We start from the raw sequence: 24,903 nt of genomic DNA, 5'->3' as shown, positions 1-24,903 counted from the left end.
TGCAGCCGCCCTGCGACACTGGAGGCATGCCGTCCACGCTTCCCGAGGGACAAGCCGTCCCCGCTGACGGCGCCCTCCCTGCAGCCTCGCTCGACGCCCTCGGGGGCGCGCCCTTCGGCGTGTACGTCCACGTCCCGTTCTGCGTGACGCGGTGCGGCTACTGCGACTTCAACACCTACACGTCGTCCGAGCTCGGACCGGGCGCCTCGCACGACTCCTACGCCGACACCGTGCTCGCCGAGATCGCGTTGGCGGCTCAGGTGCTCCAGCGTGCCGACCGCCCGTTGCCGGAGGTCGAGACGGTGTTCATCGGCGGCGGCACGCCCACACTCCTCGCCTCCGACGACCTCGGACGCATCCTCGAGGGGATCGACAAGACCTTCGGGCTGGCGGCCGACTACGAGGCCACCACGGAGGCGAACCCCGACAGCGTGACCCCCGCGTCTCTCGCCACGCTCCGCTCACGCGGTTTCACCCGCATCTCGTACGGCATGCAGTCCGCGGTCCCTCACGTTCTCGCGACGCTGGACCGCACGCACGACCCGGCCAGACTGCCTGACGTCGTGCGGTGGGCCCGCGACGCCGGCTTCTCGCAGGTGAGCGTCGACCTCATCTACGGCACGCCCGGAGAGTCGCTGGCGGACTGGGAGCGGTCGCTCGACACGGCACTCGCACTCGGTCCCGACCATGTCAGTGCCTATGCCCTCATCGTCGAGGAGGGGACCGCGCTCGCACGCCGCGTCTCCCGCGGCGAGGTCGCAGCTCCCGACGACGACCTGATGGCCGACATGTATCTCGCCGCGGACGCGCGGCTCAGCGCCGCGGGCCTCGGGTGGTACGAGCTGTCGAACTGGGCCCGCGACGACGCCGCGCGGTGCCGCCACAACGAGCTCTACTGGACCGGTGCCGACTGGTGGGGCTTCGGGCCGGGGGCGCACAGCCACGTCGCCGGCACCCGCTGGTGGAACGTCAAGCACCCCGCCGCCTACGCCCAGCGGCTGGCCGAGGGCCGATCCCCCGGGCACGGGCGCGAGATCCTCGACCTCGAGACCCGTCGTGTGGAGCAGGTGCTGCTCGAGTCGCGCCTGCACGACGGCATGCCGCTCGTCCGGCTGGATGCCGCGGGACGTGCCGCCGTGCCGGGGCTCGTCTCCGACGGGCTCGTCGAGCTCTCCGACGACAGCCACCGTCTCGTTCTCACCGTCCGCGGCCGCCTCCTCGCGGACGCGGTCGTGCGCCGCCTCCTGCCGTAGGCGACCCCGCTCTCACGCAGAGGAGGGCCGCACCCCGCGGGGGTGCGGCCCTCCTGAGACAGCTGCCGGTCAGGTGCCGGCGTAGAACTCGTCCAGGATCGGGCGGTACTTGTCCTCGACGAACTTGCGCTTGAGCTTGAGGCTCGGCGTCATCTCGCCCTCCTCGACCGACAGGTCGCGGTCGAGGATCTGCCACTTCTTGATCGTCTCCCAGCGGTTGAGCTTGGAGTTGAGCTCCTCGACGTAGCCCTCGATCGCCTTGTGCATCTGCGGCGACGTCACGATCTCGGCGTACGACTTGCCCGCAAGGCCGTGGTTCTCGGCGAAGAGCGTCGCGGCGTCGGGATCGATCGTGATGAGGGCGCTCACGAAGTTGCGGTTGTTGCCGTGCACCACCATCTGGCTGGCGAGCGGGCACACCCCCTTGAAGACGCCCTCGACGTGCGACGGCGCGACGTACTTGCCGCCCGAGGTCTTGAAGAGGTCCTTCTTGCGGTCGGTGATCCGGAGGAACCCGTCCTCGTCGATCTGGCCGATGTCGCCCGTCGCGAGCCAGCCGTCGTCGGTCACCGTCGACGCGGACTCGGTCTCGAGGTTGTGGTAGCCCTGCATGACACCGGGACCCTTGATGAGGATCTCGCCGTCCTCCGCGATCTTGACCTCGGTGCCAGGCATCGGCAGGCCGACGGTGCCGAGCTTGTACTGGTCGGGGTGGTTCACGAAGGAACCGGCCGCACTCTCGGTGAGGCCGTAGCCCTCGAGGATGAGGATGCCGGCAGCCTCGAACCACTCGGCGACCTCCTGCGACAGCGCGGAGGCTCCGGAGATGAAGAAGCGCACGCGTCCACCGAATCGGTCCCGCACCTTCGAGAGGACGATCTTGTCGGCCAGCCGGTGCTGGAAGGCCAGCCCGGCGGGGACCTTCTTGCCCTCTCGCTCGAGAGCCTTGACCTGGGCCGCCACCTTGGTCGCCCAACGGAAGAGCTTGAGCTTGGCGCCGCCCTCCTCCTCCATCATCCCGACGATGCGGCCGTAGGCCTTCTCGAAGATGCGCGGTGCCGCGCCCATGAACGTCGGCTTCACGACGGCGAGGTTGTCGACGATCTTGGGGATGGCGCCGTCGACGGCGGTCGGGAAGCCGATCTGCAGCTGCGTCGACAGGAGCACCTTGCCGAAAGAGTGTGCCATCGGGAGCCAGAGGTACTGGAGGTCGTCGATGGTGATGTAGCCGCCCGCGGCGACCGCTGCTCCCTCGTACGTCCACGAGTCGTGCGTGAGCCGGACTCCCTTGGGACGGCCGGTCGTGCCGGAGGTGTAGATCAGGGTCGCGAGCTGGTCCGGCGAGATCGCAGCGACGCGCTCCTCGACGACCGACGGCTGCTCGGCGAGCAGCTTGTCTCCGAGCTGCTCGAGGTCGGAGAGGGTGATCACCCAGTCGCTGTCGTGGTCACCGTCGAACAGCACGACCTTGATCACGTCGGGGAGCTCGCTGCGCTTGTCCTGGAGCTTCGCCAGCTGGACGGCGTCCTCGGCGAAGACGATCCGGCTCCCGGAGTCCGCGAGGATGTAGGCGACGTCGTCGGTCACGGTCGTCGGGTAGACGGTGGTCGTCGCAGCGCCCGCCGCCATGATGGCGAGGTCGGCGAGGATCCACTCGTAGCGGGTCCCGGACGCGATCGCGACGCGCTCCTCCGGCTTGATGCCGAGCGAGACGAGACCTGCCGCGATCCGGGAGACGACGTCTCCGGTCTCGCCCCAGGTCAGGGAGCGCCAGTTCTCGCCGACCGGGTAGCGGTAGGCCTCACGAGTGGGGGTCTCGCGTACTCGGGCGAAGAACATCTCGCCGACGTTCTTGGCACGGGACTCGACAATCTCCAGATGCTCGGGTGTCGGGGCGTTGGCCATGAAGGGTGCACCTCATCGTTAGGGGTGGTGATGGCGATCACAGGATGGCTCGAATCGTACGTGATCGACGTGATCCGAGGCACATCCATCAGATAATCGTTACCGATCAGTACCCCTGGTGACGCAGGGTGCCCGTCGGCCACGGATCAAGGTCAGCCGAGCGCGACCGGAAGGAGCCCTCGCCGCGTGCGCGACGCGATCTCGCCGAGCGCCCCGTCGAGGTCGGGATGGGCGAACGCGAACCCGGACCCTCTCAGGATCGCCGGGTCGACCCAGCGGCTCTTGAGCACGAGCTCGGCCTCGGTCCTGATGAGCCGCGCTCCAGCTTCGAGCGCCCAGGTGGGCAGCGGGACACCGTGCGAGCGGCCGAACGCCCGGCGCACCGATCGCATCATCTCCGCGTTCGTCACCGCGTCAGGGGCGGCCACGTTGACCGGTCCGGCGATCTCGGGGTGCTCGGCGAGATGGTCCACCACGCGCACGACGTCGTCCACGTGCACCCAGCTGAACATCTGACCGCCGTCCCCCATCGGTCCACCGAAGCCGAGGCGGGCCAGGTTGATGAACGGGTTCACGGCACCACCGCCGGCACCGAGGACGATCGCCATCCTCAGCGCCACCTTCCGTACGGCCGTGGGCGCGTCGAAGAGCTCGTGCTCCCACGCCCGCGCGACGGCCACGGAGAACCCGGCGCCACGCTCTCCTGTCACCTCGTCCATGGGACGGTCTCGCGCATCGCGGTAGATCGTCGCCGTGCTCGCGTTGACCCACAGCGACGGCGGGGACGCCGACGCGGCGAGGGCCCGGCCGAGTAGTGCGGTGGTCTCCGTACGTGAGGCGAAGATCGCGTCAGCGTTGGGCTTGGAGTAGCGGCAGCTCACCGAGCGCCCGGCGAGATTCACGAGGAGGTCGGCACCGCCGAGCACGTCGGCGAGCCCCGCAGCGTCACCCCAGCTCGCGTCCGCGTCCGGACCGCGCCCGATCGTCCGCACCACCGCCCCGTGGCGCGACCAGGCGCGAACCAGGTGCTGACCGATGTATCCGGAGGCTCCGGCGACGACGGCGACCGCACCGCGCCTCATCGCAGCGCACCGGAGGACGGCTGGGTGAGCGCCACGACGTCGTCGACCAGGCCCCGCGCCACCGGGAGTCGGGACAGGGCGACCGCCTTCGAGACCACCGGTGCGAGCCGATCCACGAGCAACCGTGTGCGCTGCTGCTCCGGCGACGGATCGACGACCCAATGGAGCGTCACACCGAGGTAGAGCAACCAGAGCAGGTCCGGGAGCCGGTCGCGTAGTCCGCTCGGCACTCGCACCTTGGAGGTGGCGACCACGTGCTCCATGAGGTCGACCGCCATTGCCCTCGCATTCCCCGACTCCGCGGAGAACGGGCTCGCCGACGACGAGGCGGGGAGCGCCTGCTGCACGAACGTGGTGCCGAAGCCGTGGTAGGGCGTCATCACGTCGAGGCCGGCGTGCAGGGCCGCGCGCAGGTTGTCCGCGAGTGGAGCCCTTTCGACGAGGCGCGGGAGCGCAACGTCACGGTGCTCGCGCTGGACGCTGACGTAGAGCTCGTGGACAAGCTCATCCTTGCCCGAGAAGTAGTAGTAGGCGTTGCCGAGCGACAGCCCGGCCTCGTCCGCGATGCGGCGCATGGTCGTCGCCTGGTAGCCGTCGTCGCGGAACAGCCGTAGCGCGGCAGCGGTCAGCCGGTCGCGGGTGTCCTTGGCCATCAGAGAGCGCCGTCAGGAGACTTGAACATGTTCGAATCTAGCATCAGCCTTCGAACGTGTTCAAGAGTCGGCGCAGATCAGCGCAACGGCCTCGCCATGACGATCCGTGGCCAAGGGCGGAAGTACGCCGACTCGGCGACATGACGCTCACGCAGACCCGCGCTCCACCGCGCCTCGGGCACCACCTCGAAGCCGAGGCGCCGGTAGTACGGCGCGTTCCACGGCACGTCGGCGAAGGTCGTCAACGTCAGCTCGGCGTGCCCGCCTGCGAGTGCCCACCCCGCGACCACGTCGACGAGCGCTGCACCGATCCCCTGTCGGCCGTGCTCCGGGAGGACGGAGAGCTGCTCGAGGAAGGCCCGGCCGTCCAGCACGTCTGCGAGCGCGTACGCCACCGGCGCGCCGGCGTCCCCGACCTCGACCCACGCCCTGCCGCGACCGACCGCCGCGGCCACCGTCTCGTACGGCGCAGGTTCACCGTCCGCGACCAGGTCCCGGCCGATCTCCCGGAACCGCTCGTCCGCCGCTCGCTCGATGTCTCTGAGGAGCTCGACGTCGGCGAGCGTGGCGGCCCTCACGGGAGGCTACTTCTTGCCCTTGTCACCCGAGTCGCCGGTGGAGAGCGCGGCCACGAACGCCTCCTGCGGCACCTCGACGCGGCCGACCATCTTCATCCGCTTCTTGCCTTCCTTCTGCTTCTCGAGCAGCTTGCGCTTGCGGCTGATGTCACCGCCGTAGCACTTGGCGAGGACGTCCTTGCGGATCGCGCGGATGGTCTCGCGGGCGATGACCCGAGCACCGATCGCCGCCTGGATGGGCACCTCGAACTGCTGGCGCGGGATGAGCTCCTTGAGCTTCTGCGCGAGCGCGACGCCGTACGAGTAGGCGTTGTCGCGGTGCACGATGGCGCTGAAGGCGTCGACCGGGTCGCCCTGGAGCAGGATGTCGACCTTGACCAGGTCGGCGGCCTGCTCGCCGGTCGCCTCGTAGTCGAGCGAGGCGTAGCCCTTGGTGCGGCTCTTGAGGTTGTCGAAGAAGTCGAAGACGATCTCTCCGAGCGGGACGGTGTAGCGGATCTCGACCCGGTCCGCCGAGAGGTAGTCCATCCCGAGGAGGGTGCCGCGTCGCGTCTGGCACAGCTCCATCACGGGTCCGATGTAGTCGGTCGGCGTCAGGACGGTCGCCCGCACCACCGGCTCGTAGACCTCGGAGATCTTGCCCGTCGGATACTCGCTCGGGTTGGTGACCCGGTGCTCGCTGCCGTCCTCCATGACGACCCGGTAGACCACGTTGGGAGTCGTCGAGATGAGGTCGAGGTTGAACTCGCGCTCGAGCCGCTCCCGCACGATCTCCATGTGGAGCAGGCCGAGGAAACCGATGCGGAAGCCGAACCCGAGGGCTCCGGACGTCTCCGGCTCGTACTGCAGCGCGGCGTCGTTGAGCTGGAGCTTGTCGAGCGCGTCACGCAGCGTCGGGTAGTCGTCGCCGTCCATCGGGTAGAGGCCGGCGAAGACCATCGGGTTGGGGTGCCGGTAGCCGCCGAGCGCCTCGGTGGCCGGCTTCTGCGCCGAGGTCACGGTGTCGCCGACGCGGGACTGGCGCACCTCTTTCACCCCGGTGATGAGGTAGCCGACCTCCCCCACGCCGATCCGGTCGGCCTTGTTCGGCTCCGGCGAGATGACGCCGACCTCGAGCAGCTCGTGCACGGCACCGGTGGACATCATCTTGATCTTGTCGCGGTGCGACAGGTGGCCGTCGATCACCCGGATGTAGGTCACCACGCCGCGATAGGTGTCGTAGACGGAGTCGAAGATCATTGCGCGGGCCGACTCGTCGGGCTTCCCGACGGGCGCGGGGATCTGGTCGACGACCGCGTTGAGCACCGCCTCGACGCCGACCCCGGTCTTGGCCGAGACCCGCAGGACCTCGTCGGGCTCGCAACCGACCAGGTGCGCCAGCTCCTCGGCGAACTTGTCCGGCTGCGCGCTCGGGAGGTCGATCTTGTTGAGCACGGGGATGACCGTCAGGTCCGCGTCGAGCGCGAGGTAGAGGTTGGCCAGCGTCTGGGCCTCGATGCCCTGCGCGGCGTCCACCAACAAGATGGCGCCTTCGCACGCCGCGAGGCTGCGACTGACCTCGTACGTGAAGTCGACGTGGCCGGGGGTGTCGATGAGGTTGAGGACGTACGTCGTCCCCGCGTCCTCACCGGTCGACTTCGTGAACGGCAGCCGTACGGCCTGGCTCTTGATCGTGATGCCGCGCTCGCGCTCGATGTCCATCCGGTCGAGGTACTGCGCGCGCATCGCGCGACCGTCGACGACGCCCGTGTGCTGCAGCATCCGGTCGGCCAGCGTCGACTTGCCGTGGTCGATGTGGGCGATGATGCTGAAGTTGCGGAGGATCGCCGGATCGGTCGCCCCGGGAGCGGGCGCCGAGGAGGCAGGAGAGGTCTTGGCCATGGTGCCTCCCATCCTCCCATGACGGCCCCAGGTTCCCGAATGCATGAGGGCACAGGTCGTACGTCGCCACGCAATGCGCCTTACAGTTCGAGCGTGAACGTGATCCTCAACGTCATCTGGCTCCTGCTCAGCGGGATCTGGCTCGCGATCGGCTACACGCTCGCCGGTGTCCTGCTCTGCATCACGATCATCGGCATCCCCTGGGGGATCGCGTCGTTCCGCATCGCCTCCTACGCGCTGTGGCCCTTCGGGCGCACCATCGAGCCGAACCCGTCCGCCGGGGTGGCGTCGATGATCGGCAACGTGATCTGGATCGTCCTGGCCGGAGTCTGGCTCGCGATCGCCCACCTGGTCAGCGGGATCGCCCTCTGCCTCACCATCATCGGCATCCCGCTCGGTCTCGCGAACTTCAAGATGATCCCGATCTCGCTGATGCCGCTGGGCTACCGGATCGTGCCGGTGCGCTGACGCCCCGGGCTTTTCTCGCCCCGGCGGCGGCCGCGGTGGCCTGACGGCCGGGACCAGGCCGGGTACGTTGAGCGCCACCATCCCCCAGAGAAAGGACTGTCGTGGTCATCGGACTCGGCATCGTTCTCATCGTCCTCGGCCTGATCTTCGCCCTGGACGTCATCAACATCGACACGACCGTGGTGGACACGGGGACGCTCGGCTGGATCCTGCTCCTCGCGGGCGTCGCCGCCATCGTCGTCTCGCTGATCGTCAACCACCAGCGCACGCGCTCGACGCACGTGGTCGAGGAGCGCCGCGACGGCGGTTATCCGCCGCCGCGCTAGTACGGAGGCGACCCGACGCGGCCCTCGTCCACTGCACGCGTGCGGTGGCCGGGGGCCGCTGGCTTCGGCCATCCCGCTCGTCGTCGGACGGCTCCCGGCAGGATCGAGGCGCGTTTTGGCCGACCGGTCTGCCGCTGATACAGTGGGTGGTCGCGTGTCCGTGTCCGCGCGCGCACCCATCCACTTCGACAGAACAACGAGGCTTGCCCCGTGGCAAACATCAAGTCGCAGATCAAGCGCAACCGGCAGAACGAGCGTGCGCGTGAGCGCAACAAGGCCGTGCGCTCGGAGCTGAAGACCGTCGTCCGCCGGTTCACCGACGCCATCGACGCCGGCAACACCGACGAGGCGCAGCAGCTCGCGAGGGCAGCGACCCGCAAGCTCGACAAGGCTGCGTCCAAGGGCGTCATCCACAAGAACCAGGCGGCTAACCGCAAGTCGTCCATCGCGAAGAAGTCAGCAGCGCTCTGAGCGCCTGACCTCACCGACGCAACGGCACCTCCCGGCGGGGGGTGCCGTTCGTGCGTCCGGGCGAGATCGCGCCGTCACTGGACGCGCGAGGCGGCGACGGTGAGGACCATCCGCTCCAGCGCGTAGTGCGGGTCTGACGCTCCCTTGACGTCGAGGTCTGCTCGGGCGACGGCGCCGATGGCCGCCGTGAGCCCTGCGGTGTCCCACCCCCGCAGCTGCGCACGCAGCCGCTTGAGCCGGAACGGCGGCGCACCGACCTCGCGCGCCAGCTCGGCCTCACGGAGGCCCTTGCTCGACGCCACGCCGTAACGGGCGAGCGAACGGAGCCCTGTCGCGAACGCCGAGGTGATGAGCACGGGGGCCACGTTGTTGTTGAGGGCCCACCTCAGCTGTTCGAGCGCGCGAGCCGTCTCACCGTCGATCGCCGCGTCGGCGATGTCGAAGCCCTTCACCTCCGCGCGTCCACCGAAGTATTGACGGACGAGCTCAAGGGAGATCGGTGCGCGCTTGCCGTCGGCACCGGTCGCGGCGTCGACGAGCTGGTCGGCGGCCGCGGCGAGGGAGCGAAGGTCGTGCCCCACCGCGTCGACCAGGTAGCCCGCCGCCTCCTCGGAGATGGAGGCGCCGAGGTGACGGACCTCTGCGGCGACCCAGCGCGAGACCTCCCAGGGCTTGGGTGCCGTGGTCGTGACCTCCTTGACGGCCGCGAGCTTGCGGAGCTTGTCGAGGACGCCCTTGCCCTTCTGGCCCCCGCCATGGGTGAGCACGACCGCGACGTCGGGCGCCGGCGCTGCGGCGTAGGCGAGCAGCTCGTCGGCCGCGGTCGCGTCGAGGCTCTCGATCCCGCGTACGACGACCGCGCTGTGGGAGGAGAACAACGATGGACTGGTGAGCGCGGCCAGCTCGCCCTGCCCGATCGTCGAGCCCTCGACGTCGGAGACCGACACCTCGGGGTCTTCGTCGTGGAGCTGAGCGAGAGCACGTCTCATCGCGCGGTCGGTGAGGAACTCGACACCGCCGGTGACGAGGAGCACGGTGCTGAACAAGGACGCCATCGCCGCTCAGCATGCCACGTCGCGAGGACACCGCCGACGACGGTCAGCGAACGACACCGGACACCTGGCCGTCGCGTACGACGACCGCGACGTCACGACCCGGATCGGTACGCAAGATCGTGGCCCCGGCGTCTCGGAGGTGCTGCAACGTCTCCGGTGCCGGATGGCCGTAGGTGTTGCCCTCCCCCGCGCTGACCGTCGCCCAGCGCGCACCGAGCCCGGTCAGCCACACCACCTCTTGGTGCGCGCTGCCGTGGTGCGGAACCTTGAGGACGTCGACCTGGAGTGTGGGGTAGGCCGCGGCGAGAGCCCGCTGCGCGGGGGGCTCCACGTCCCCGGTCAGCAGGACCCGGACGTCCGAGGTCTCCGCGAGCAGGACGAGGCTCGCGTCGTTGGCGGTGTCCTCGGTCACCGCCGCGGGGGCGACGCCAGAAGGCCCGGGGCGGGCAAGAGGCCCGAGAACGGTCAGCGTGACCTCGCCTGCGCGCCAACGGTCTCCGGCCGTCAGCTCACGCACGGGCGCGTCCGTGACGTCGGGGCGGCTCGGACCGGCGCCGATCCAGGCGAGCGAGCGGCGACGCGTCACGCCGGGCAGGCCGTCGACATGGTCGGCGTGGTCGTGCGTCACGAGCATCGCGGGCACGGTGCGTACGCCGAGGTCGCGGAGACAGCGGTCGACCGAGCGCGCGTCGGGGCCGGCGTCGACGACGACCGCTGAGCCGGGACCGGCCTTCAGGACCGTAGCGTCCCCTTGCCCCACGTCGCAGGCCACCATCACCCACCCGCGAGGGGGCCAGCCCGGGCGAAGGGGGGCGACGGTGACCGCCGTGACAGCGGCCAGGACCAGGCAGGTGAGAACGGGTCGTCGCAGGAGACGGTGGCCGGTCACGGCGATGGCAGCACTGACGACCACCAGCGCGCTCACCGCCACCGGCCCGTCACCGACGGTCGCGGCGGCACCGGGGAGGTCAGCCGCACGACGACCCACCAGGACGATCCAGCCGGCGGGGAGCGCGGTCACCAGGCCCACCGCAGCACCCGAGGGCGCCCACACGAGCCCGAGCAACCCACCCGAGAGACCCAGCACGGTCGCGGGTCCGACGGCGGGTGCGGCGAGGAGGTTGGCGACGACGGCCACGACCGAGACCTCCCCGGACAGCGCGGCGACGGGTGCGGTGCAGGCGAGCTGCGCGGCGGCCGGCACCGCCACCGCCTCGGCGAGCCAGCGCGGCATCCACCGGGCCAGGGCATCGCGCCAGACAGGCGCGAGCAGGAGGATGCCGCCGGTCGCGACCGCCGAGAGCAGGAATCCGGCCGACGTCGCCAACCAGGGGTCGAGAACCACCACGGCGACGACGGCCCAGGCGAGGCAGCGGGCACCACGCCTGCGTCCGCCGGTGCTCAGCCCAGCGACCCCGACCAAACCCATGATCGCGGCGCGGACGACCGACGGCTCCGGACGCGCCAGCAGCACGTACGCGACCGTGGCGAGCACGGCGAGCACTACCCGGCTCCTCGGGCCTGCACCGAGGGGTCGTGCGAGGGCGAGCAGGAACCCGACCAGCAAGGTCAGGTTGGTGCCCGAGACGGCGAGGAGGTGGGTGAGTCCGCTGGTCTGGAACGCCGCCCTCAGGTCGTCGGGCAGAGCGTGGTCGTCGCCGTGCACGAGCGCCGGGACCAGCGCCGACACGTCGTGCCCCCGGGATGCGACCGACGCACTCACCGCCGCGCGCGCGGATCCGGCAGCGTCCCACCACCACGCGGGGTCGCCCCCGGGACGAGGACGCACGCTCGTCGCGGACAGCGTGGCGGCGTGGGCGGAGTCGTCGGCCGGACGCGCGCGGCCGACCACCTCGACCTCCTCGCCGACCCCGATGATGGGTGGGTCTCCGCGCACCCACACCGTCACGGGCGCGCGCAAGGTGACCGCCCGGCCCCGTGCCTCAGCCCGCACCAGCGTCGCCGCGAACACCGTGGCCGAGCCGAAGGTGCCGCGGACCACCCGAGGGTCCGTCGTCACCCGCGCGACAGCGCGGACCGTCGCTCCGTCCTGAGCGAGCTCGGCGACGAACGACCGCCGGTGGGACTCCGCCCGGACCGACCCCAGCACCACGGAGGTGAGGAGCAGCACCAGCGTGAGCCCGACCCACGCCGAGCGCCGGCGCAACGGCGTGAGCACCCGGGACAGCACGAGACACACGAGAACTGCCGCCGTGGTGACGGAGACGGCGGTGACCAGCTCGAGCCGCGTCGCCACCACCGCACCGGACCACGCACCCAGAGCGGGCCCGAGCATCCGCAGGTCGACCTCGTCGTCACGGTCGACCGCGACAGCGGCACGGGGCCGAGGTGCAGGCGCACGCGGCGACCGGTGAGGGTCGCCCGTCCCGGGGTGGGGCGTACGAGTCGACACCGTGCTCAGACGGTGACGAGGTCGCGCAACCGCGCCAAGGTGGCGTCACCGATCCCCCGGACCTCGAGGAGCTCCTCGACCGCGGTGAACCGTCCGTGCTCCGTCCGCCAGTCGAGGATCGCCTGCGCGGTCACCGGGCCGACCTGCGGCAGCGTGTCGAGCTGCTCGAGCGTCGCGGTGTTGAGGTTGACGACCCCGCCAGGGCCTGACGGACCTCCGCCTGGCGCCGTCTGAGGAGCCGGCGCGGGAAGGCCGGTGACGGCCGGGAGCCCGACCACGACCTGCTCGCCGTCGACGAGCACGCGCGCCAGGTTGACCGACGACAGGTCGGCGCCGCGCCGCGAGCCGCCTGCCGCCGTGATCGCGTCGGCGACGCGCGAGCCGGACGGCAGCGTCACGATGCCGGGCCGCCGGACGCGCCCGGTGACGTCGACGACGACCTGCGCCGGCGCGGTCGCGCCGGGCACTGCGGCGCCGGCAGCCGGCTGTCCGTCCGCCTGGGGCACCGCGACGTCCGAAGGGCTCCCGGACGCCCCTGGCGCGACCGGCTCGGCGACGACCGCCTGCGGCTGCGCGCGCAGCACCCACCAGATCACCGCCCCGGCCGCAAGGAGCACGACCACGATCGCGACTCCGACGTGACGAGGCGTCACCCCCTCGCCGAGCATGCTCAGGCGAGGAAGGGGTGGTCGACTGCCCTCGACCGGTGACTGCCCGGTCGCTCGCACCGTGCCCGAGCGGTGACGCCCCCACCCCGTCTCGTCGAGCTCGGTCGAGTCACTGGACGGTCCGCGCGATCTGCGCGACGACCCGGTCGCCGGACCCGGGATCCGGGTCGCCGGAAGCATCCCGGTCGGCCAGAGCTCGTCCAGACCGTCGCCTGCCGCGTCCGTCCCCACCTCGTCGAACTGGTCATCGAGCTGGTCACCGAACCGGTCACCGAGCTGATCGCCGGCGGTCGCGGCGGTGGAAGGGGCGTCCCACGCGCCCCCGCGATGGTCGAGCTCGCGCGCCAGCAGCTCGAGGCGCCGCCTCGCCGCCTCGCTCGCTCTGTCTGCTCCCCGTCGCTCCACACGACAGACGCTAGAGCGGCGAACCGTCGCCGCGTCGTCTCCGGGCGCTCACCTGTGGACAAGCAGCAGGGACACCAGCCTGGGGGCGTTCACCCCAGCGAAGGCATGCGCGCGGAGACCGTGACGGCGAGCAGACCCGGACCGACGTGGGCGCCGATGACCGCCCCGACCTCCATGACGTCGATCGACTCGCGCCCCAACGACTCCCCGAGACGCTCAGCCAGCGCCCGCGCCTGCGCGTCCGCATCGAGGTGCTGCACCGCGACGTCCACCTCGTCACCGTGGCTCGCGACGGCCTGTGCCGTGAGCTCCTCGAGACGGGCGATGGCGCGCGTCGAGGTCCGGACCTTCTCGATCGGCCGCACCCGTCCGTCCTTCACCCCGAGGATGGGCTTCACCGACAGGGCGGAGCCGAGCAGCGCGGATGCCGTCCCGATGCGACCGCCTCGGCGCAGATAGTCGAGCGTCGCGACGTAGAAGTACGTCGTCGCGCGTTCCGACCGGTCGCGGGCAGCCTTGGCGACGTCGTCGGCGGACTTCCCCGCGTCGCGCGCGTCCGCAGCAGTCAGCACGGCGTACCCGGTGGCCATCCCGACCTGGAGGCTGTCGACGCAGGTGACCGGCACGGTGCAGTCCTGCGCGGCCAGCTGCGCCGACTCCAGCGTCGCGGAGACCCGGGAGCTGAGGTGCACGGAGACGATCGCCTCCGCACCCCGTTCGGCCAGGCCGGCGTAGACGCGGGAGAAGCGCTCCGGCGCGGGCCGCGAGGTGCCGACGGCGCGCCCCGCACGAAGCGCCCGCGCGAGGTCGGCCGACGTGACGTCGAGACCCTCGGTGTACGAGCGGCCGTCCACGACGACCTCGAGCGGCACGACCGTGACGTCACGCGCCGACGCGATGTCGACCGACAGCGATGCCGTCGAGTCGGTGACGATGGCGAGGGTCATGGGGGTGAGGGTAGTCGGACTCTCCCTGAATCACCCCCGGTCCGGTGCTGGGCTTCCCTGAGCGGCGTCATCGAAGCGACAGGACGTGGACCCGAGGAAGGGCCACCAGCGCGGCGCGTGACGATGTGATCGTTAACACGCGCGAGGTCGTCCTGACACGGCCCGCCCGCGCAGGCCGGCACCGCCGCCGGGACGGCCACCTTGCGCGGCAGCGCCTGTGCCGGCGTGTGCCGAGGCGAGAGGCGGACGACGCTGACCGCCATGACCTGCGCTGATGCCGTGACCGAGCCAGCTCGCACCCTCCCCGTACGGACTGCAGCCGGGACCGCCGCGCGCCCGTCGGGCGACGGCGAACTGCCACGCCTCTTGACGGCAGCGAATGTGAGCGTTAACAATCTCTTCTTATCAGTGTGGCGTCCGTCACATTGAGAGCGACTGGGGAGCAGTTGTCCGCCTGCGCCCCTGGCCCGCACCAGAGCCGGTGCCGGCCCCGTAGACGGAGGAACCTCATGATCAGGAGAGTGAGCGCAGCCGCCGTCGGCGCCGTGCTCGTCGGCAGCCTCGCCGCGTGCGGGGGCGGCGACAGCAGCGACGCGTCGGACGACGACAGCATCACCATGGGCTTCGCCCAGGTCGGCGCCGAGAGCGGGTGGCGCACAGCCAACACGAAGTCCATCAAGGACACCGCGAAGCAAGAGGGCGTGACCCTCAAGTTCTCCGACGCCCAGCAGAAGCAGGAGAACCAGATCAAGGCCATCCGGTCCTACATCCAGCAGAAGGTCGACGTGATCGCCTTCAGCCCGGTGGTTGAGACGGGGTGGGACACCGTCCTCCAGGAAGCCAAGCGGGCCAAGATCCCGGTGATCCTCACCGACCGCTCGGTCGACTCCGACGACACGTCACTGTACGAGACCTTCCTGGGCTCCGACTTCGTCCTCGAAGGCGAGAAGGCCGGCGACTGGCTCGTCGAGAACGCCGACGCAGCAGACACCGACACCAACGGCACGATCAACGTGGTCCAGCTCGAGGGGACGACCGGCGCGGCACCCGCGATCGATCGAGCCGACGGATTCAAGGAGAAGATCGGCGCGGACCCGAGGATCGAGGTCACTGCGTCGCAGACCGGTGACTTCACCCGCGACGGGGGCAAGAAGGTCATGGAGTCGTTCCTGAAGTCGCAGCCGGACATCGACGTGGTCTATGCCCACAACGACGACATGGGGCTCGGCGCCATCGAGGCCATCGAGGCGGCCGGCAAGAAGCCCGGGACCGACATCAAGATCATCACCGTCGACGCCGTCAAGGACGGGATGACGGCGCTGTCCCAGGGCAAGATCAACTTCATCGTCGAGTGCAACCCGTTGCTCGGCCCGCAGCTGATGGACCTCGCCCAGAAGGTCGTCGCCGGCGAGGAGGTGCCCGAGCGCGTGGTCACCGAGGAGACGACGTTCGACCAGGAGCAGGCCAAGGCTGCGCTGCCCGACCGTCAGTACTGAGCGCTGACAGCCGGTCGGCGCCACCGCCGACCGGCTGCCCGGCCGCCACACCCGTCCCGACACGAGGCGAGGACTCGAGATGACCCACATGTCCGCCGACGCGTACCCCTCCTCGGGGACGTCGCCCCGAGGACGGACGCCGGTCGACCCGGTGGTCCAGATGACCGGGATCACGATCAGGTTCCCCGGGGTGACGGCGCTCGACGACGTCGACTTCCGGCTGTTCCCGGGAGAGGTGCACGCACTGTTGGGCGAGAACGGCGCGGGGAAGTCGACGTTGATCAAGGCCCTCACCGGCGTGTACGCGACCGACTCGGGCACGATCTGGGTCGGTGGAGCCGAGCATGCCTTCACCGGGCCCGCGGCTGCGCAGGACGCAGGGGTGAGCACGGTCTACCAAGAGGTCAACCTCTGCACCAACCTGAGCGTGGCCGAGAACATGCTCCTCGGTCGGGAGCCTCGTCGGCTGGGGCGCATCGACCACCGGCGGATGAACCGTCGCGCGAGCGAGGTGCTCGGCCGGCTCGGGCTCGACATCTCGCCCCGTTCCCGCCTCGGTGACCATCCGATCGCCGTGCAGCAACTGGTCGCGATCGGTCGTGCGGTGGACATCGAGGCCCGCGTCCTCGTGCTCGACGAGCCGACGGCAAGCCTCGACAGCGAGGAGGTCGCCAAGCTGTTCGAGGTCGTCCGGTCCCTGCGCTCCCAGGGTGTCGCGATCCTCTTCGTCTCCCACTTCCTCGAGCAGGTCTTCGCGATCTCCGACCGGATGACCGTGCTCCGCAACGGTCGCATCGTCGGTGAGCACCTCACGCGTGACGTCACGCGCCTGGAGCTCGTCGAGGAGATGCTCGGGCGCGCGCTCGAGGTCCTCGAGCGGCTGCACCGGGAGCCCTCCCGCCAGCCGGGCGAACGCCGTACGCCCGTCCTGCGCGCGAGGGGTCTGGGGCGCAAGGGGTCGCTCGCCCCGACCGACCTCGACGTCTACGACGGTGAGGTGATCGGTATCGCGGGCCTGCTGGGCTCGGGCCGCACCGAGCTGGCGCGGCTCCTGTTCGGTGCCGACGCCTCGGACAGCGGAAGCGTCGAGGTCCGCGGGCGACGGGTCGCGCTTCGGTCACCGCGTCGGGCCGTGGACCACAAGATCGGCTTCTCCAGCGAGAACCGCCGTTCCGAGGGGGTGATCGGCGACCTCACGGTCGCCGAGAACATGATGCTCGGTCTGCAGGCCGCTCGCGGCTGGCTCCGTCCGGTGCCACCACGTACCCGCGACCAGCTCGTGATCAAGCACCTCGAGATGCTCGACATCCGCCCGGCGAACCCGGACGCGCTGATGCGCAACCTCAGCGGTGGCAACCAGCAGAAGGTGCTGCTCGCGCGGTGGCTGATCATGCAGCCCGACGTGCTTCTGCTCGACGAGCCCACCCGCGGCATCGACGTGGGCGCCAAGGCACAGATCCAGCAGGTCGTCGACGATCTCGCGTACGAAGGGATGGGCATCGTCTTCATCTCGGCCGAGCTCGAGGAGGTGCTGCGGCTGAGCGACCGGCTGGTGGTGATGCGCGACCGTCACAAGGTCGATGAGATCCCGAACACCGGGGTGACCACCGACGACCTCATGGCGATCATCGCGCGTGAGGAGGAGTCCGCCCGTGCGTGACCTCGCCCGGCACCGCCTCTTCTGGCCCGTGCTCGCACTGGTCCTCCTGCTCGCCGTCAACGTGGCCGCCACGCCGTCGTTCCTCCAGATCCGGATGCAGGACGGCCACCTCTACGGGAGCCTCGTCGACATCGCCCGCAACGGCGCGCCCGTGCTCCTGGTCGCCCTGGGCATGACCCTGGTCATCGCGACCCGCGGCATCGACCTGTCGGTCGGGGCCATCGCGGCCATCGCGGGCGCGGTCGCGTGCGTCCATCTCGCCGGGTCCCCCGCCCCCGCGTCGACCGGGACCGCGATCACCGCGGTCACGCTCGCCCTCGCCGTGTGTGTCCTCCTCGGCCTCTGGAACGGCTTCCTCGTGTCGGTGCTCGGGATCCAACCCATCATCGCGACGCTCGTGCTCATGACCGCCGGGCGCGGCCTCGCGATGCTGGTCACCGGAGGCCAGATCACCACGGTGAACAACTCCTTCTTCCGAGGACTCGGCGCCGGCTACCTCCTGACGCTCCCGATCGCGGTCCTCATCGCCATGGCGGTGTTCGCGGTCACCGCGCTGGTCACCCGCCGTACCGCGCTCGGGATGCTGGTCGAGTCCGTCGGGGTCAATCCCGAGGCGAGTCGGCTCGCCGGCGTGCGCTCACGGACGATCCTGTGGACCGTCTACGTCTTCTCTGCGTTCTGCGCCGGCCTGGCCGGACTGATGATCGCGGCCAACACCAGCGCGGCCGACGCGAACAACGCCGGTCTGTGGATCGAGCTCGACGCGATCCTCGCCGTCGTCATCGGGGGTACGTCGCTGGCCGGCGGGAGGTTCTCGCTGGCGGGGACGTTGGTGGGCGCCTTGTTCATCCAGACGCTCTCGACCACCATCCCGACCATCGGCATCCCGGCGGAGACCAACTACCTCTTCAAGGCCGTCGTCGTCATCGCGGTCTGCCTCCTCCAGTCGCCCAAGGCACGGGCTGCGGTCTGGCGTCGTCGACGCGACCGATCCGCCCTCGTGAGAGCAGGTCGAGCATGAGCACCGTGACCAGGCCGGAGATCGCCACGCGCTCCCTCGCCGACCGGGTGAAGGGCTACTCCCCTCCGTCCCAGCTGCTCCCCGTCCTGGCGACGTTCGCCCTGCTCGTCGGGATGTTCGGAGTCGGCGCGGTCCGCTACGAGGGCTTCGCCTCGCCTCAGGTCGTCCTCAACCTCTTCGTGGACAACGCGTTCCTCATCGTGCTCGCGGTCGGCATGACGTTCGTCATCCTGACCGGCGGCATCGACCTGTCGGTCGGCTCGGTCGTCGCCCTGTCGACGATGATCGCGGCGGCGACGTTGCGCGCCGGCTGGCCGCCGGCGCTGGCGATCCTGGCGGTCCTGCTCACCGGGACCGCGCTCGGGCTGGCGATGGGCCTGGTCATCCACTACTTCGAGGTGCAGCCGTTCATCGCGACGCTGGCGGGGATGTTCCTGGCCCGCGGGCTCTGCTACCTCATCAGCGTGAAGTCGATCCCGATCAGGGACGAGACGTTCCAGTCGATCTCCGCTGCGTCGATCACGCTTCCCGGGGAGCTCTACGTGACCCCGACGGTGTTGATCGCGCTCGCCGTGGTGCTCGCCGCGGCGTGGGTGCTGCACCTGACCCGCTTCGGGCGCAGCGTGTACGCCGTCGGCGGGAGCGAGTCCTCTGCGGTGCTGATGGGTCTGGCCGTCGCACGCGTGAAGGTGGGCGTGTACGCGATCAGCGGCTTCTGCTCCTCGCTCGGCGGCCTGCTCTTCTCCCTCTACATGCTCTCCGGCTACAGCCTGCACGCGGTCGGCATGGAGCTCGATGCCATCGCCGCGGTCGTGATCGGTGGCACGCTGCTGACCGGTGGGTACGGGCTGGTGATCGGCTCGCTCCTCGGGGTGCTGGTGCTCGGCACCATCCAGACGTTCATCTCCTTCGACGGGACACTGAGCTCGTGGTGGACGCGGATCTCGATCGGCGCGCTGCTGCTCGTCTTCGTCGTCCTGCAACGCTTCTTCAACCGCCGGGAGATCTCGTGAGCACCGATCGTCAGAGCCCACCGGTGATGGCGGACGTGGCCCGGGCTGCGGGGGTCTCCCACCAGACCGTCTCCCGCGTCATCAACGGCTCCCCCAACATCCGCCCGTCCACCCGTGAGCGCGTCGAGTCGGTGATCCGCCAGCTGGGCTACCGACCCAACACCGCCGCGCGGGCACTGGTCACTCGACGGTCCTCGACGATCGGCATCATCAGCACCGGCAGCGGCCTGTACGGGCCCAACAGCATCCACCGCACGGTCGAGGACGCCGCCCGCGGTGCGGGATGGTTCGCCGGGTCCGTGAGCCTCGCGTCGGTCACCGAGTCCACGCTCACCGACGCGATCGACCACCTGCTGCGCCAAGCGGTCGAGGGGATCGTCATGATCGCCGGGCAGGTCGAGGCCCTCGAGCTGGTGAGCCGCCAGGACTTCGGAGTGCCGTTCGTCGTGGTCGAGGGCGACCTCTCGAAGGCGCCGAACGTCGTCGGGGTCGACCAGCGTGCGGGGGCGTACGCAGCCACGTCGCACCTGGTCGAGCTCGGTCACACGCGGATCGCCCACGTACGGGGTCCCCGCAGCTGGACGGAGGCCGACGGACGTGAGACCGGATGGCGGGAAGCCCTCGCCGACGCGCGGCTCGACCCGGGCACGCTGCTGCTCGGCGACTGGTCGGCCCGCAGCGGCTATGCCGCAGGCAGGACGCTCGTCGCCGCCCAGGAGACGACGGCCGTCTTCGTCGCCAACGACCAGATGGCGATCGGCCTGCTTCGCGCCTATCAGGAGGGCGGACGCCCGGCACCGCAGCACGTCAGCGTGGTCGGCTTCGACGACACTCCAGAGGCGGAGTACCTGCAGCCACCCCTCACGACGGTCCGGCAGGACTTCGCCGAGGTCGGCCGTCGGGCGATCGCGTTCCTCGACGCCGGCATCAAGGGGGTCGAGCCCCCGCTCGAGCGCCTCGTCTCCCCCGACGTGATCCTGCGCGCGAGCACCGCGCGCCCGTACCGGCCGGAGGTGTCCTCGTGAGCAGGGCAGAGTACGTGGTGGGGGTCGACTTCGGGACGCTGTCAGGTCGCGCGCTCGTCGTCGCGGTCGAGGACGGCCGAGAGGTGGCGAGCGCGGAGTCCGTCTACGCCCACGGGGTCGTCACCGACGCGCTGCCGGGACGACCGGAGCGGCGGCTGCCGCCCGCCTGGGCGCTCCAGGTGCCGTCCGACTACATCGACGTCCTTCGGACGGCCGTGCCCGAAGCGATCCGGCAGGCCGGCATCGACCCCGCCGACGTGATCGCGATCGGCACCGACTTCACCGCGTGCACGATGGTGCCGACCACCGCCGACGGCACCCCGCTGTGCGAGGTGGAAGGGTTCGAGGACCGCCCGCACGCGTACGTCAAGCTCTGGAAGCACCATGCGGCGCAGCCGCAGGCCGACCGCATCAACGCGTTGGCCGCCGAGCGCGACGAGCCGTGGCTGTCCCGGTACGGAGGACTGATCTCGTCCGAGTGGGAGTTCGCCAAAGGCCTCCAGGTGCTCGAGGAGGATCCGGAGGTCTACGCCGCGATGGACCGGTGGGTGGAGGCCTCGGACTGGATCGTCTGGCAGCTCTGCGCGACGTACGTGCGCAACGCGGGCGCCACCGGCTACAAGGCGATCTATCAGGACGGGCGCTATCCGGACACAGACTTCCTCACGGCCCTCCATCCCGCGTTCGGTGGGTTCGTCGACGACCACGTCGATCAGCCGGTCGCCGAGCTCGGAGAGGCGGCGGGCAGGTTGACGGCCGCCGCGTCGGCGTGGACCGGCCTGCCGGAGGGCATCGCCGTCGCCGTGGGCACCGTCGACGCGCACGTGAGCGCGCCCGCGGCACAGGCGATCGACGACGGTCAGATGGTCGCGATCATGGGGACCTCGACGTGCCACGTGATGAGCTCGTCGGTCCTCCGCGAGGTCCCGGGGATGTGCGGCGTGGTCGACGGCGGCATCGTGCCGGGACGCTGGGGCTACGAGGCGGGCCAGAGCGGCGTCGGTGACATCTTCGCCTGGTTCGTCGACCACGGGGTGCCGCCGTACGTGCACGAGGCTGCGGCCGCGGCGGGGGTCACCGTCCACGAGCACCTCAGCGCGCTCGCGGCGGAGCAGGCCGTCGGTGAGCACGGTCTCGTCGCGCTCGACTGGCACAGCGGCAACCGCTCGGTCCTCGTCGACCACGACCTCTCCGCCGTCGTCCTCGGCCAGACCCTCGCGACGCGCCCCGAGGACGTCTACCGCGCGCTCGTCGAGGCGACCGCGTTCGGGACGCGCACGATCATCGACGCGTTCGGGCGCAGCGGGGTGCCCGTCGAGGAGCTGGTGGTCGCGGGTGGTCTGGTCCGCAACGCGATGCTGATGCAGATCTACTCCGACGTGACCGAGCTCCCGCTGTCCGTGGTCGGGTCGGCACAAGGCCCCGCCTTGGGCGCCGCACTCCATGCCGCCGTCGCGGCCGGCGCGTACGCGGACATACGCGCTGCCGCGAAGGCGATGGGGTCGGTGCGCAAGGCGGTCTACGTCCCCGACGAGGAGCGTGCGCGTGCGTACGACCGGCTCTATGCCGAGTACGTCACGCTGCACGACTACTTCGGTCGGGGTGGCAACGACGTGATGCACCGGCTGCGCACCCTGCGAGACGACGCCTCACGATCACGCGGAGGTGCCCGATGACGGTCGCCGATGAGGTCCGCCGGACCATCGAGAGGCTGCGCCGCGAGGTGTGCGACCTGCACGCCGAGCTGACGCGCTACGGCCTCGTCGTGTGGACGGCTGGCAACGTCTCGGCGCGGGTCCCCGGCGAGGACGCGTTGGTGATCAAGCCCAGCGGGGTCGCGTACGACGCGCTGACCCCGGAGTCGATCGTCGTCACGGACCTGCACGGCCGGCTGCTCGACGGTGACCTGGCTCCGTCCAGCGACACGGCCGCGCACGCCTACGTCTATCGCCACCGACCGGACGTCAACGGCGTCGTGCACACCCACTCGACCTACGCGACGGCGTGGGCGGCGCGCGGCGAGCCGATCCCGTGCACGCTGACGATGATCGCCGACGAGTTCGGCGGGGAGATCCCGATCGGTCCGTTCGCGCTGATCGGCGACGACTCGATCGGTCGCGGCATCGTCGTCACGCTGGCACGGAGCCGGTCGCGCGCGGTCCTGATGCGCAACCACGGCGTCTTCGCGGTCGGCGCGGATGCGTTGGAGGCGGTGAAGACCGCCGTGATGTGCGAGGACGTCGCTCGGACCGTCCACATCAGCCGCCAGATCGGGGAGCCGGTGCAGATCGCCCCTGCGGACGTCGATCGCCTCTACGAGCGCTACCAGAACGCCTACGGCCAGGGGGCCGGAGAGAGAGAACACCGATGACCGATCGCGTCCTGTGGTTCCTGACCGGCAGCCAGACCCTGTACGGCGAGGACACCCTCCGCCAGGTCGCCGCCCAGTCGCGCGACATCGCCGACGCGCTCGACCGCACCGACGACCTGGCGCTCCCGGTGGTGTGGAAGCCTGTCCTGACCTCGTCCGACGCCATCCGCCGCCTCGTGCTCGAGGCCAACGCCGACGACGCCTGCGCCGGCCTCGTGGCGTGGATGCACACCTTCTCGCCGGCGAAGATGTGGATCTCCGGCCTCGACGCGCTCGCGAAGCCGCTCCTCCACCTGCACACGCAGCACCACGTCGAGATCCCGTGGGCGACGATCGACATGGACTTCATGAACCTCAACCAAGCGGCGCACGGCGACCGCGAGTTCGGGTTCGTGCAGACCAGGCTCGGCATCCCCCGCAAGACCGTCGCCGGCCACGTCACCGATCCCGCCGTCGGCGCCCGGGTCGCGACCTGGGCGCGCGCGGCGGCGGCGTTCGCCGACCTCCGCTCCCTGCGGCTGGCGCGCTTCGGCGACAACATGCGTGACGTCGCTGTCACCGAGGGCGACAAGGTGGAGGCCGAGCTGCGCCTCGGAGTCTCGGTCAACACCTACGGCGTGAACGACCTGGTCGCCGTCGTCGACCAGGTCGGCGACGAGGAGGTCACCAAGCTCGTCGCCGAGTACGACGACCTCTACGCCGTCGCCCCCGCTCTGCGCGCCGACGGTGAGCAGCGCGCCGCACTGCGGTATGCCGCTCGGCTCGAGGCCGGCCTGCGGGCCTTCCTCATCGAGGGCGGATTCGGTGCGTTCACCACCAACTTCGAGGATCTCGGAGGTTTGCGGCAGCTCCCGGGCATCGCCGTCCAGCGGCTGATGGCCGACGGCTACGGCTTCGGCGGCGAGGGCGACTGGAAAACAGCGGCGCTGGTCCGGGCGACCAAGGCGATGGCGGCGGGCCGGCCGGGCGGCACCTCGTTCATGGAGGACTACACGTACAGCCTGGCGCCGGGCCGGATGAAGTCCCTCGGCGCCCACATGCTGGAGGTCTGCCCGAGCCTCACCACGGAGCACCCGACCGTCGAGGTGCATCCGTTGTCGATGGGAGGGCGGGAGGATCCGGTGCGCCTCCGCTTCGTGGCCGATCCCGGCGAGGGCATCGTCGTCGGTCTCTCCGACCAGGGCGACCGGTTCCGCCTGAGCGCCAACGACGTCACGCTGATGGAGCCCGACGAGCCGCTCCCCCGGCTCCCCGTCGCCTGCGCGGTGTGGGAGGCCCACCCGTCGCTGACGGCGGCGGCCGAGGCCTGGCTGATGACGGGCGGGCCGCACCACACGGTCCTCACGACCGCGGTCGGGTTCGAGGAGTTCGACGACCTGGCCGAGATGCTGCGCACCGAGATCGTCCACATCGACGCCTCGACCACGACGCGCGGGCTGCGCCACGAGCTGCGTTGGAACCAGGCCTACTACCGGCTCGCCGCAGGGTTCTGACCGTCGTCACCAGCGGCGTGGCGTTCGCGGAACAGCGCCGCGTGGACGATGCGTCGCAGCGCGAGGATGACGGGCTCGACGAGCACCGTCCCGAGCACGACGTCCTGGACCACGGTGGCCACCGGATCGTCGTGGACGCCGCTGCCGTCGGGCTCGACCGACGCGACCTCGCGCCGAGCGATCGCCGCGACCTCCTCGGCGTACCGGCCGACCGCCTCGGCGTCGAGCGGCCGTCCCGCCGCCTCGAGACCGGCGAGCGCCGCTTCGAGCTGGGCCACCGCCGCTGATCCGGGATCGTGGGCGAGGCCGATGGCTTCGAGCGCAGCCGTGGCGCGGGCGTACGGTGGTTCGTCGCGGACGTAAGGCGGCAGGGCCGCGAGCGCGTCACCCACCGCCGCGTACGGGTCGGGACCTGGGTCGTCGATGACCGCCAGCACGGCGCGGACCTTGGCCAGCGGAAGCCCGCCGACCTCGACGAGCGAGCGGATCAGGCGGAGCCTCTGGAGGTGGCCCTCGTCGTACGTCGCCTGCGTCGCGCTCGTCGATCGACCGGGCGGGAGCAGGCCCTCGCGCAGGTAGTACTTGATCGTCGCGACGGCGACGCCGGATGCGTGGGCGAGCTCGGAGATCCTCACCACGTGTCCCCTTCGAGAAGTCCCTTGACGTACTGGAGAGTATCACTATCTAATATTGGATAGTCGCACTCTCCAAAAACGGAG

General features: G+C 70.5%; 22 protein-coding genes. 12 read left to right on the top strand and 10 right to left on the bottom strand.

Annotated features, from left to right (window positions below; all coding sequences use genetic code 11):
• The first annotated feature begins 26 nt into the window (after nt 1-26).
• Nucleotides 27-1,253 (top strand): radical SAM family heme chaperone HemW, encoded by a 1,227-nt coding sequence (hemW, locus tag KV100_RS16550; protein ID WP_220344207.1) that lies wholly within the window; start codon nt 27-29, stop codon nt 1,251-1,253.
• Between the two features lie 69 nt (nt 1,254-1,322).
• On the opposite strand, the gene KV100_RS16545 is transcribed toward hemW, so the two are convergent.
• From KV100_RS16545 to lepA, 5 genes are all read right to left on the bottom strand, one after another.
• Entirely contained in the window at nt 1,323-3,158 is a 1,836-nt protein-coding gene (locus tag KV100_RS16545; protein WP_220344206.1) for a long-chain fatty acid--CoA ligase, read from the bottom strand.
• 152 nt (nt 3,159-3,310) lie between these two features.
• Complete coding sequence (locus KV100_RS16540; RefSeq protein WP_220344205.1) at nt 3,311-4,240, bottom strand: TIGR01777 family oxidoreductase; 930 nt, start codon at nt 4,238-4,240, stop codon at nt 3,311-3,313.
• Nucleotides 4,237-4,893, bottom strand: coding sequence for a TetR/AcrR family transcriptional regulator (locus KV100_RS16535; protein WP_220344204.1), 657 nt, complete (start codon nt 4,891-4,893; stop codon nt 4,237-4,239). Before KV100_RS16535 ends, KV100_RS16540 begins: the two co-directional genes overlap by 4 nt.
• Before the next feature lie 77 nt (nt 4,894-4,970).
• The gene (locus KV100_RS16530) at nt 4,971-5,471 is read right to left on the bottom strand and encodes a GNAT family N-acetyltransferase (RefSeq protein WP_220344203.1); all 501 of its coding nucleotides are present in this window, start codon (nt 5,469-5,471) and stop codon (nt 4,971-4,973) included.
• 6 nt (nt 5,472-5,477) lie between these two features.
• The gene (lepA, locus tag KV100_RS16525) at nt 5,478-7,352 is read right to left on the bottom strand and encodes a translation elongation factor 4 (protein WP_220344202.1); all 1,875 of its coding nucleotides are present in this window, start codon (nt 7,350-7,352) and stop codon (nt 5,478-5,480) included.
• Between the two features lie 93 nt (nt 7,353-7,445).
• Between lepA and KV100_RS16520 the strand changes: the two genes are divergently transcribed.
• From KV100_RS16520 to rpsT, 3 genes are all read left to right on the top strand, one after another.
• Nucleotides 7,446-7,820 (top strand): YccF domain-containing protein, encoded by a 375-nt coding sequence (locus KV100_RS16520; RefSeq protein ID WP_220344201.1) that lies wholly within the window; start codon nt 7,446-7,448, stop codon nt 7,818-7,820.
• A 101-nt stretch (nt 7,821-7,921) separates the two neighbouring features.
• The gene (locus KV100_RS16515; protein WP_220344200.1) at nt 7,922-8,146 is read left to right on the top strand and encodes a DUF6458 family protein; all 225 of its coding nucleotides are present in this window, start codon (nt 7,922-7,924) and stop codon (nt 8,144-8,146) included.
• Nucleotides 8,147-8,356: 210 nt separating this feature from the next.
• Nucleotides 8,357-8,617 (top strand): 30S ribosomal protein S20, encoded by a 261-nt coding sequence (gene rpsT, locus KV100_RS16510; protein ID WP_220344199.1) that lies wholly within the window; start codon nt 8,357-8,359, stop codon nt 8,615-8,617.
• Nucleotides 8,618-8,691: 74 nt separating this feature from the next.
• Here the strand turns inward: rpsT and holA are convergent, their stop codons facing one another.
• From holA to KV100_RS16490, 4 genes are all read right to left on the bottom strand, one after another.
• Complete coding sequence (gene holA / locus KV100_RS16505) at nt 8,692-9,672, bottom strand: DNA polymerase III subunit delta (protein WP_220344198.1); 981 nt, start codon at nt 9,670-9,672, stop codon at nt 8,692-8,694.
• Between the two features lie 43 nt (nt 9,673-9,715).
• Entirely contained in the window at nt 9,716-12,085 is a 2,370-nt protein-coding gene (locus tag KV100_RS16500) for a ComEC/Rec2 family competence protein (RefSeq protein ID WP_220344197.1), read from the bottom strand.
• 5 nt (nt 12,086-12,090) lie between these two features.
• The gene (locus KV100_RS20245; protein ID WP_220344196.1) at nt 12,091-13,158 is read right to left on the bottom strand and encodes a ComEA family DNA-binding protein; all 1,068 of its coding nucleotides are present in this window, start codon (nt 13,156-13,158) and stop codon (nt 12,091-12,093) included.
• Nucleotides 13,159-13,247: 89 nt separating this feature from the next.
• Nucleotides 13,248-14,105, bottom strand: coding sequence for a DegV family protein (locus KV100_RS16490; RefSeq protein WP_220344195.1), 858 nt, complete (start codon nt 14,103-14,105; stop codon nt 13,248-13,250).
• 521 nt (nt 14,106-14,626) lie between these two features.
• Here KV100_RS16490 and KV100_RS16485 point away from each other — a divergent pair.
• The 8 genes from KV100_RS16485 (at nt 14,627) to araA (ending at nt 24,184) form a co-directional block, all read left to right on the top strand.
• Entirely contained in the window at nt 14,627-15,601 is a 975-nt protein-coding gene (locus KV100_RS16485) for an ABC transporter substrate-binding protein (protein ID WP_308291463.1), read from the top strand.
• Nucleotides 15,602-15,680: 79 nt separating this feature from the next.
• A complete protein-coding gene (locus KV100_RS16480) occupies nt 15,681-17,261 on the top strand; it encodes a sugar ABC transporter ATP-binding protein (protein ID WP_255566299.1) in 1,581 nt (526 codons plus the stop codon).
• Complete coding sequence (locus KV100_RS16475; protein ID WP_301021688.1) at nt 17,254-18,282, top strand: ABC transporter permease; 1,029 nt, start codon at nt 17,254-17,256, stop codon at nt 18,280-18,282. Before KV100_RS16480 ends, KV100_RS16475 begins: the two co-directional genes overlap by 8 nt.
• The gene (yjfF, locus tag KV100_RS16470) at nt 18,279-19,295 is read left to right on the top strand and encodes a galactofuranose ABC transporter, permease protein YjfF (protein WP_220344193.1); all 1,017 of its coding nucleotides are present in this window, start codon (nt 18,279-18,281) and stop codon (nt 19,293-19,295) included. The genes KV100_RS16475 and yjfF overlap by 4 nt, the downstream gene beginning before the upstream one ends.
• Nucleotides 19,292-20,320: a LacI family DNA-binding transcriptional regulator gene (locus KV100_RS16465; protein ID WP_301021687.1), complete on the top strand. Its 1,029-nt coding sequence runs from the start codon at nt 19,292-19,294 to the stop codon at nt 20,318-20,320. The genes yjfF and KV100_RS16465 overlap by 4 nt, the downstream gene beginning before the upstream one ends.
• Nucleotides 20,317-21,996 (top strand): ribulokinase, encoded by a 1,680-nt coding sequence (araB, locus tag KV100_RS16460; RefSeq protein WP_220344192.1) that lies wholly within the window; start codon nt 20,317-20,319, stop codon nt 21,994-21,996. Before KV100_RS16465 ends, araB begins: the two co-directional genes overlap by 4 nt.
• Nucleotides 21,993-22,691: an L-ribulose-5-phosphate 4-epimerase gene (locus KV100_RS16455; protein WP_220344191.1), complete on the top strand. Its 699-nt coding sequence runs from the start codon at nt 21,993-21,995 to the stop codon at nt 22,689-22,691. Before araB ends, KV100_RS16455 begins: the two co-directional genes overlap by 4 nt.
• Nucleotides 22,688-24,184: an L-arabinose isomerase gene (gene araA / locus KV100_RS16450; RefSeq protein WP_220344190.1), complete on the top strand. Its 1,497-nt coding sequence runs from the start codon at nt 22,688-22,690 to the stop codon at nt 24,182-24,184. The genes KV100_RS16455 and araA overlap by 4 nt, the downstream gene beginning before the upstream one ends.
• Here the strand turns inward: araA and KV100_RS16445 are convergent.
• Complete coding sequence (locus KV100_RS16445) at nt 24,160-24,819, bottom strand: MerR family transcriptional regulator (RefSeq protein ID WP_220344189.1); 660 nt, start codon at nt 24,817-24,819, stop codon at nt 24,160-24,162. The genes araA and KV100_RS16445 overlap by 25 nt on opposite strands.
• Between the last annotated feature and the right edge of the window lie 84 nt (nt 24,820-24,903).

The organism is Mumia sp. zg.B21 (genome assembly GCF_019550855.1).
Lineage (GTDB): Bacteria > Actinomycetota > Actinomycetes > Propionibacteriales > Nocardioidaceae > Mumia.
This window is presented reverse-complemented; position numbering and strand designations above follow the sequence as displayed.

Bases quoted from the DNA above. Each gene is read 5' to 3' on its own strand.
- hemW (WP_220344207.1), top strand. From the start codon at position 27: ATGCCGTCCACGCTTCCCGAGGGACAAGCCGTCCCCGCTGACGGCGCC.
- KV100_RS16545 (WP_220344206.1), bottom strand. From the start codon at position 3,158: ATGGCCAACGCCCCGACACCCGAGCATCTGGAGATTGTCGAGTCCCGT.
- KV100_RS16540 (WP_220344205.1), bottom strand. From the start codon at position 4,240: ATGAGGCGCGGTGCGGTCGCCGTCGTCGCCGGAGCCTCCGGATACATC.
- KV100_RS16535 (WP_220344204.1), bottom strand. From the start codon at position 4,893: ATGGCCAAGGACACCCGCGACCGGCTGACCGCTGCCGCGCTACGGCTG.
- lepA (WP_220344202.1), bottom strand. From the start codon at position 7,352: ATGGCCAAGACCTCTCCTGCCTCCTCGGCGCCCGCTCCCGGGGCGACC.
- holA (WP_220344198.1), bottom strand. From the start codon at position 9,672: ATGGCGTCCTTGTTCAGCACCGTGCTCCTCGTCACCGGCGGTGTCGAG.
- KV100_RS16490 (WP_220344195.1), bottom strand. From the start codon at position 14,105: ATGACCCTCGCCATCGTCACCGACTCGACGGCATCGCTGTCGGTCGAC.
- KV100_RS16480 (WP_255566299.1), top strand. From the start codon at position 15,681: ATGACCCACATGTCCGCCGACGCGTACCCCTCCTCGGGGACGTCGCCC.
- yjfF (WP_220344193.1), top strand. From the start codon at position 18,279: ATGAGCACCGTGACCAGGCCGGAGATCGCCACGCGCTCCCTCGCCGAC.
- KV100_RS16455 (WP_220344191.1), top strand. From the start codon at position 21,993: ATGACGGTCGCCGATGAGGTCCGCCGGACCATCGAGAGGCTGCGCCGC.
- araA (WP_220344190.1), top strand. From the start codon at position 22,688: ATGACCGATCGCGTCCTGTGGTTCCTGACCGGCAGCCAGACCCTGTAC.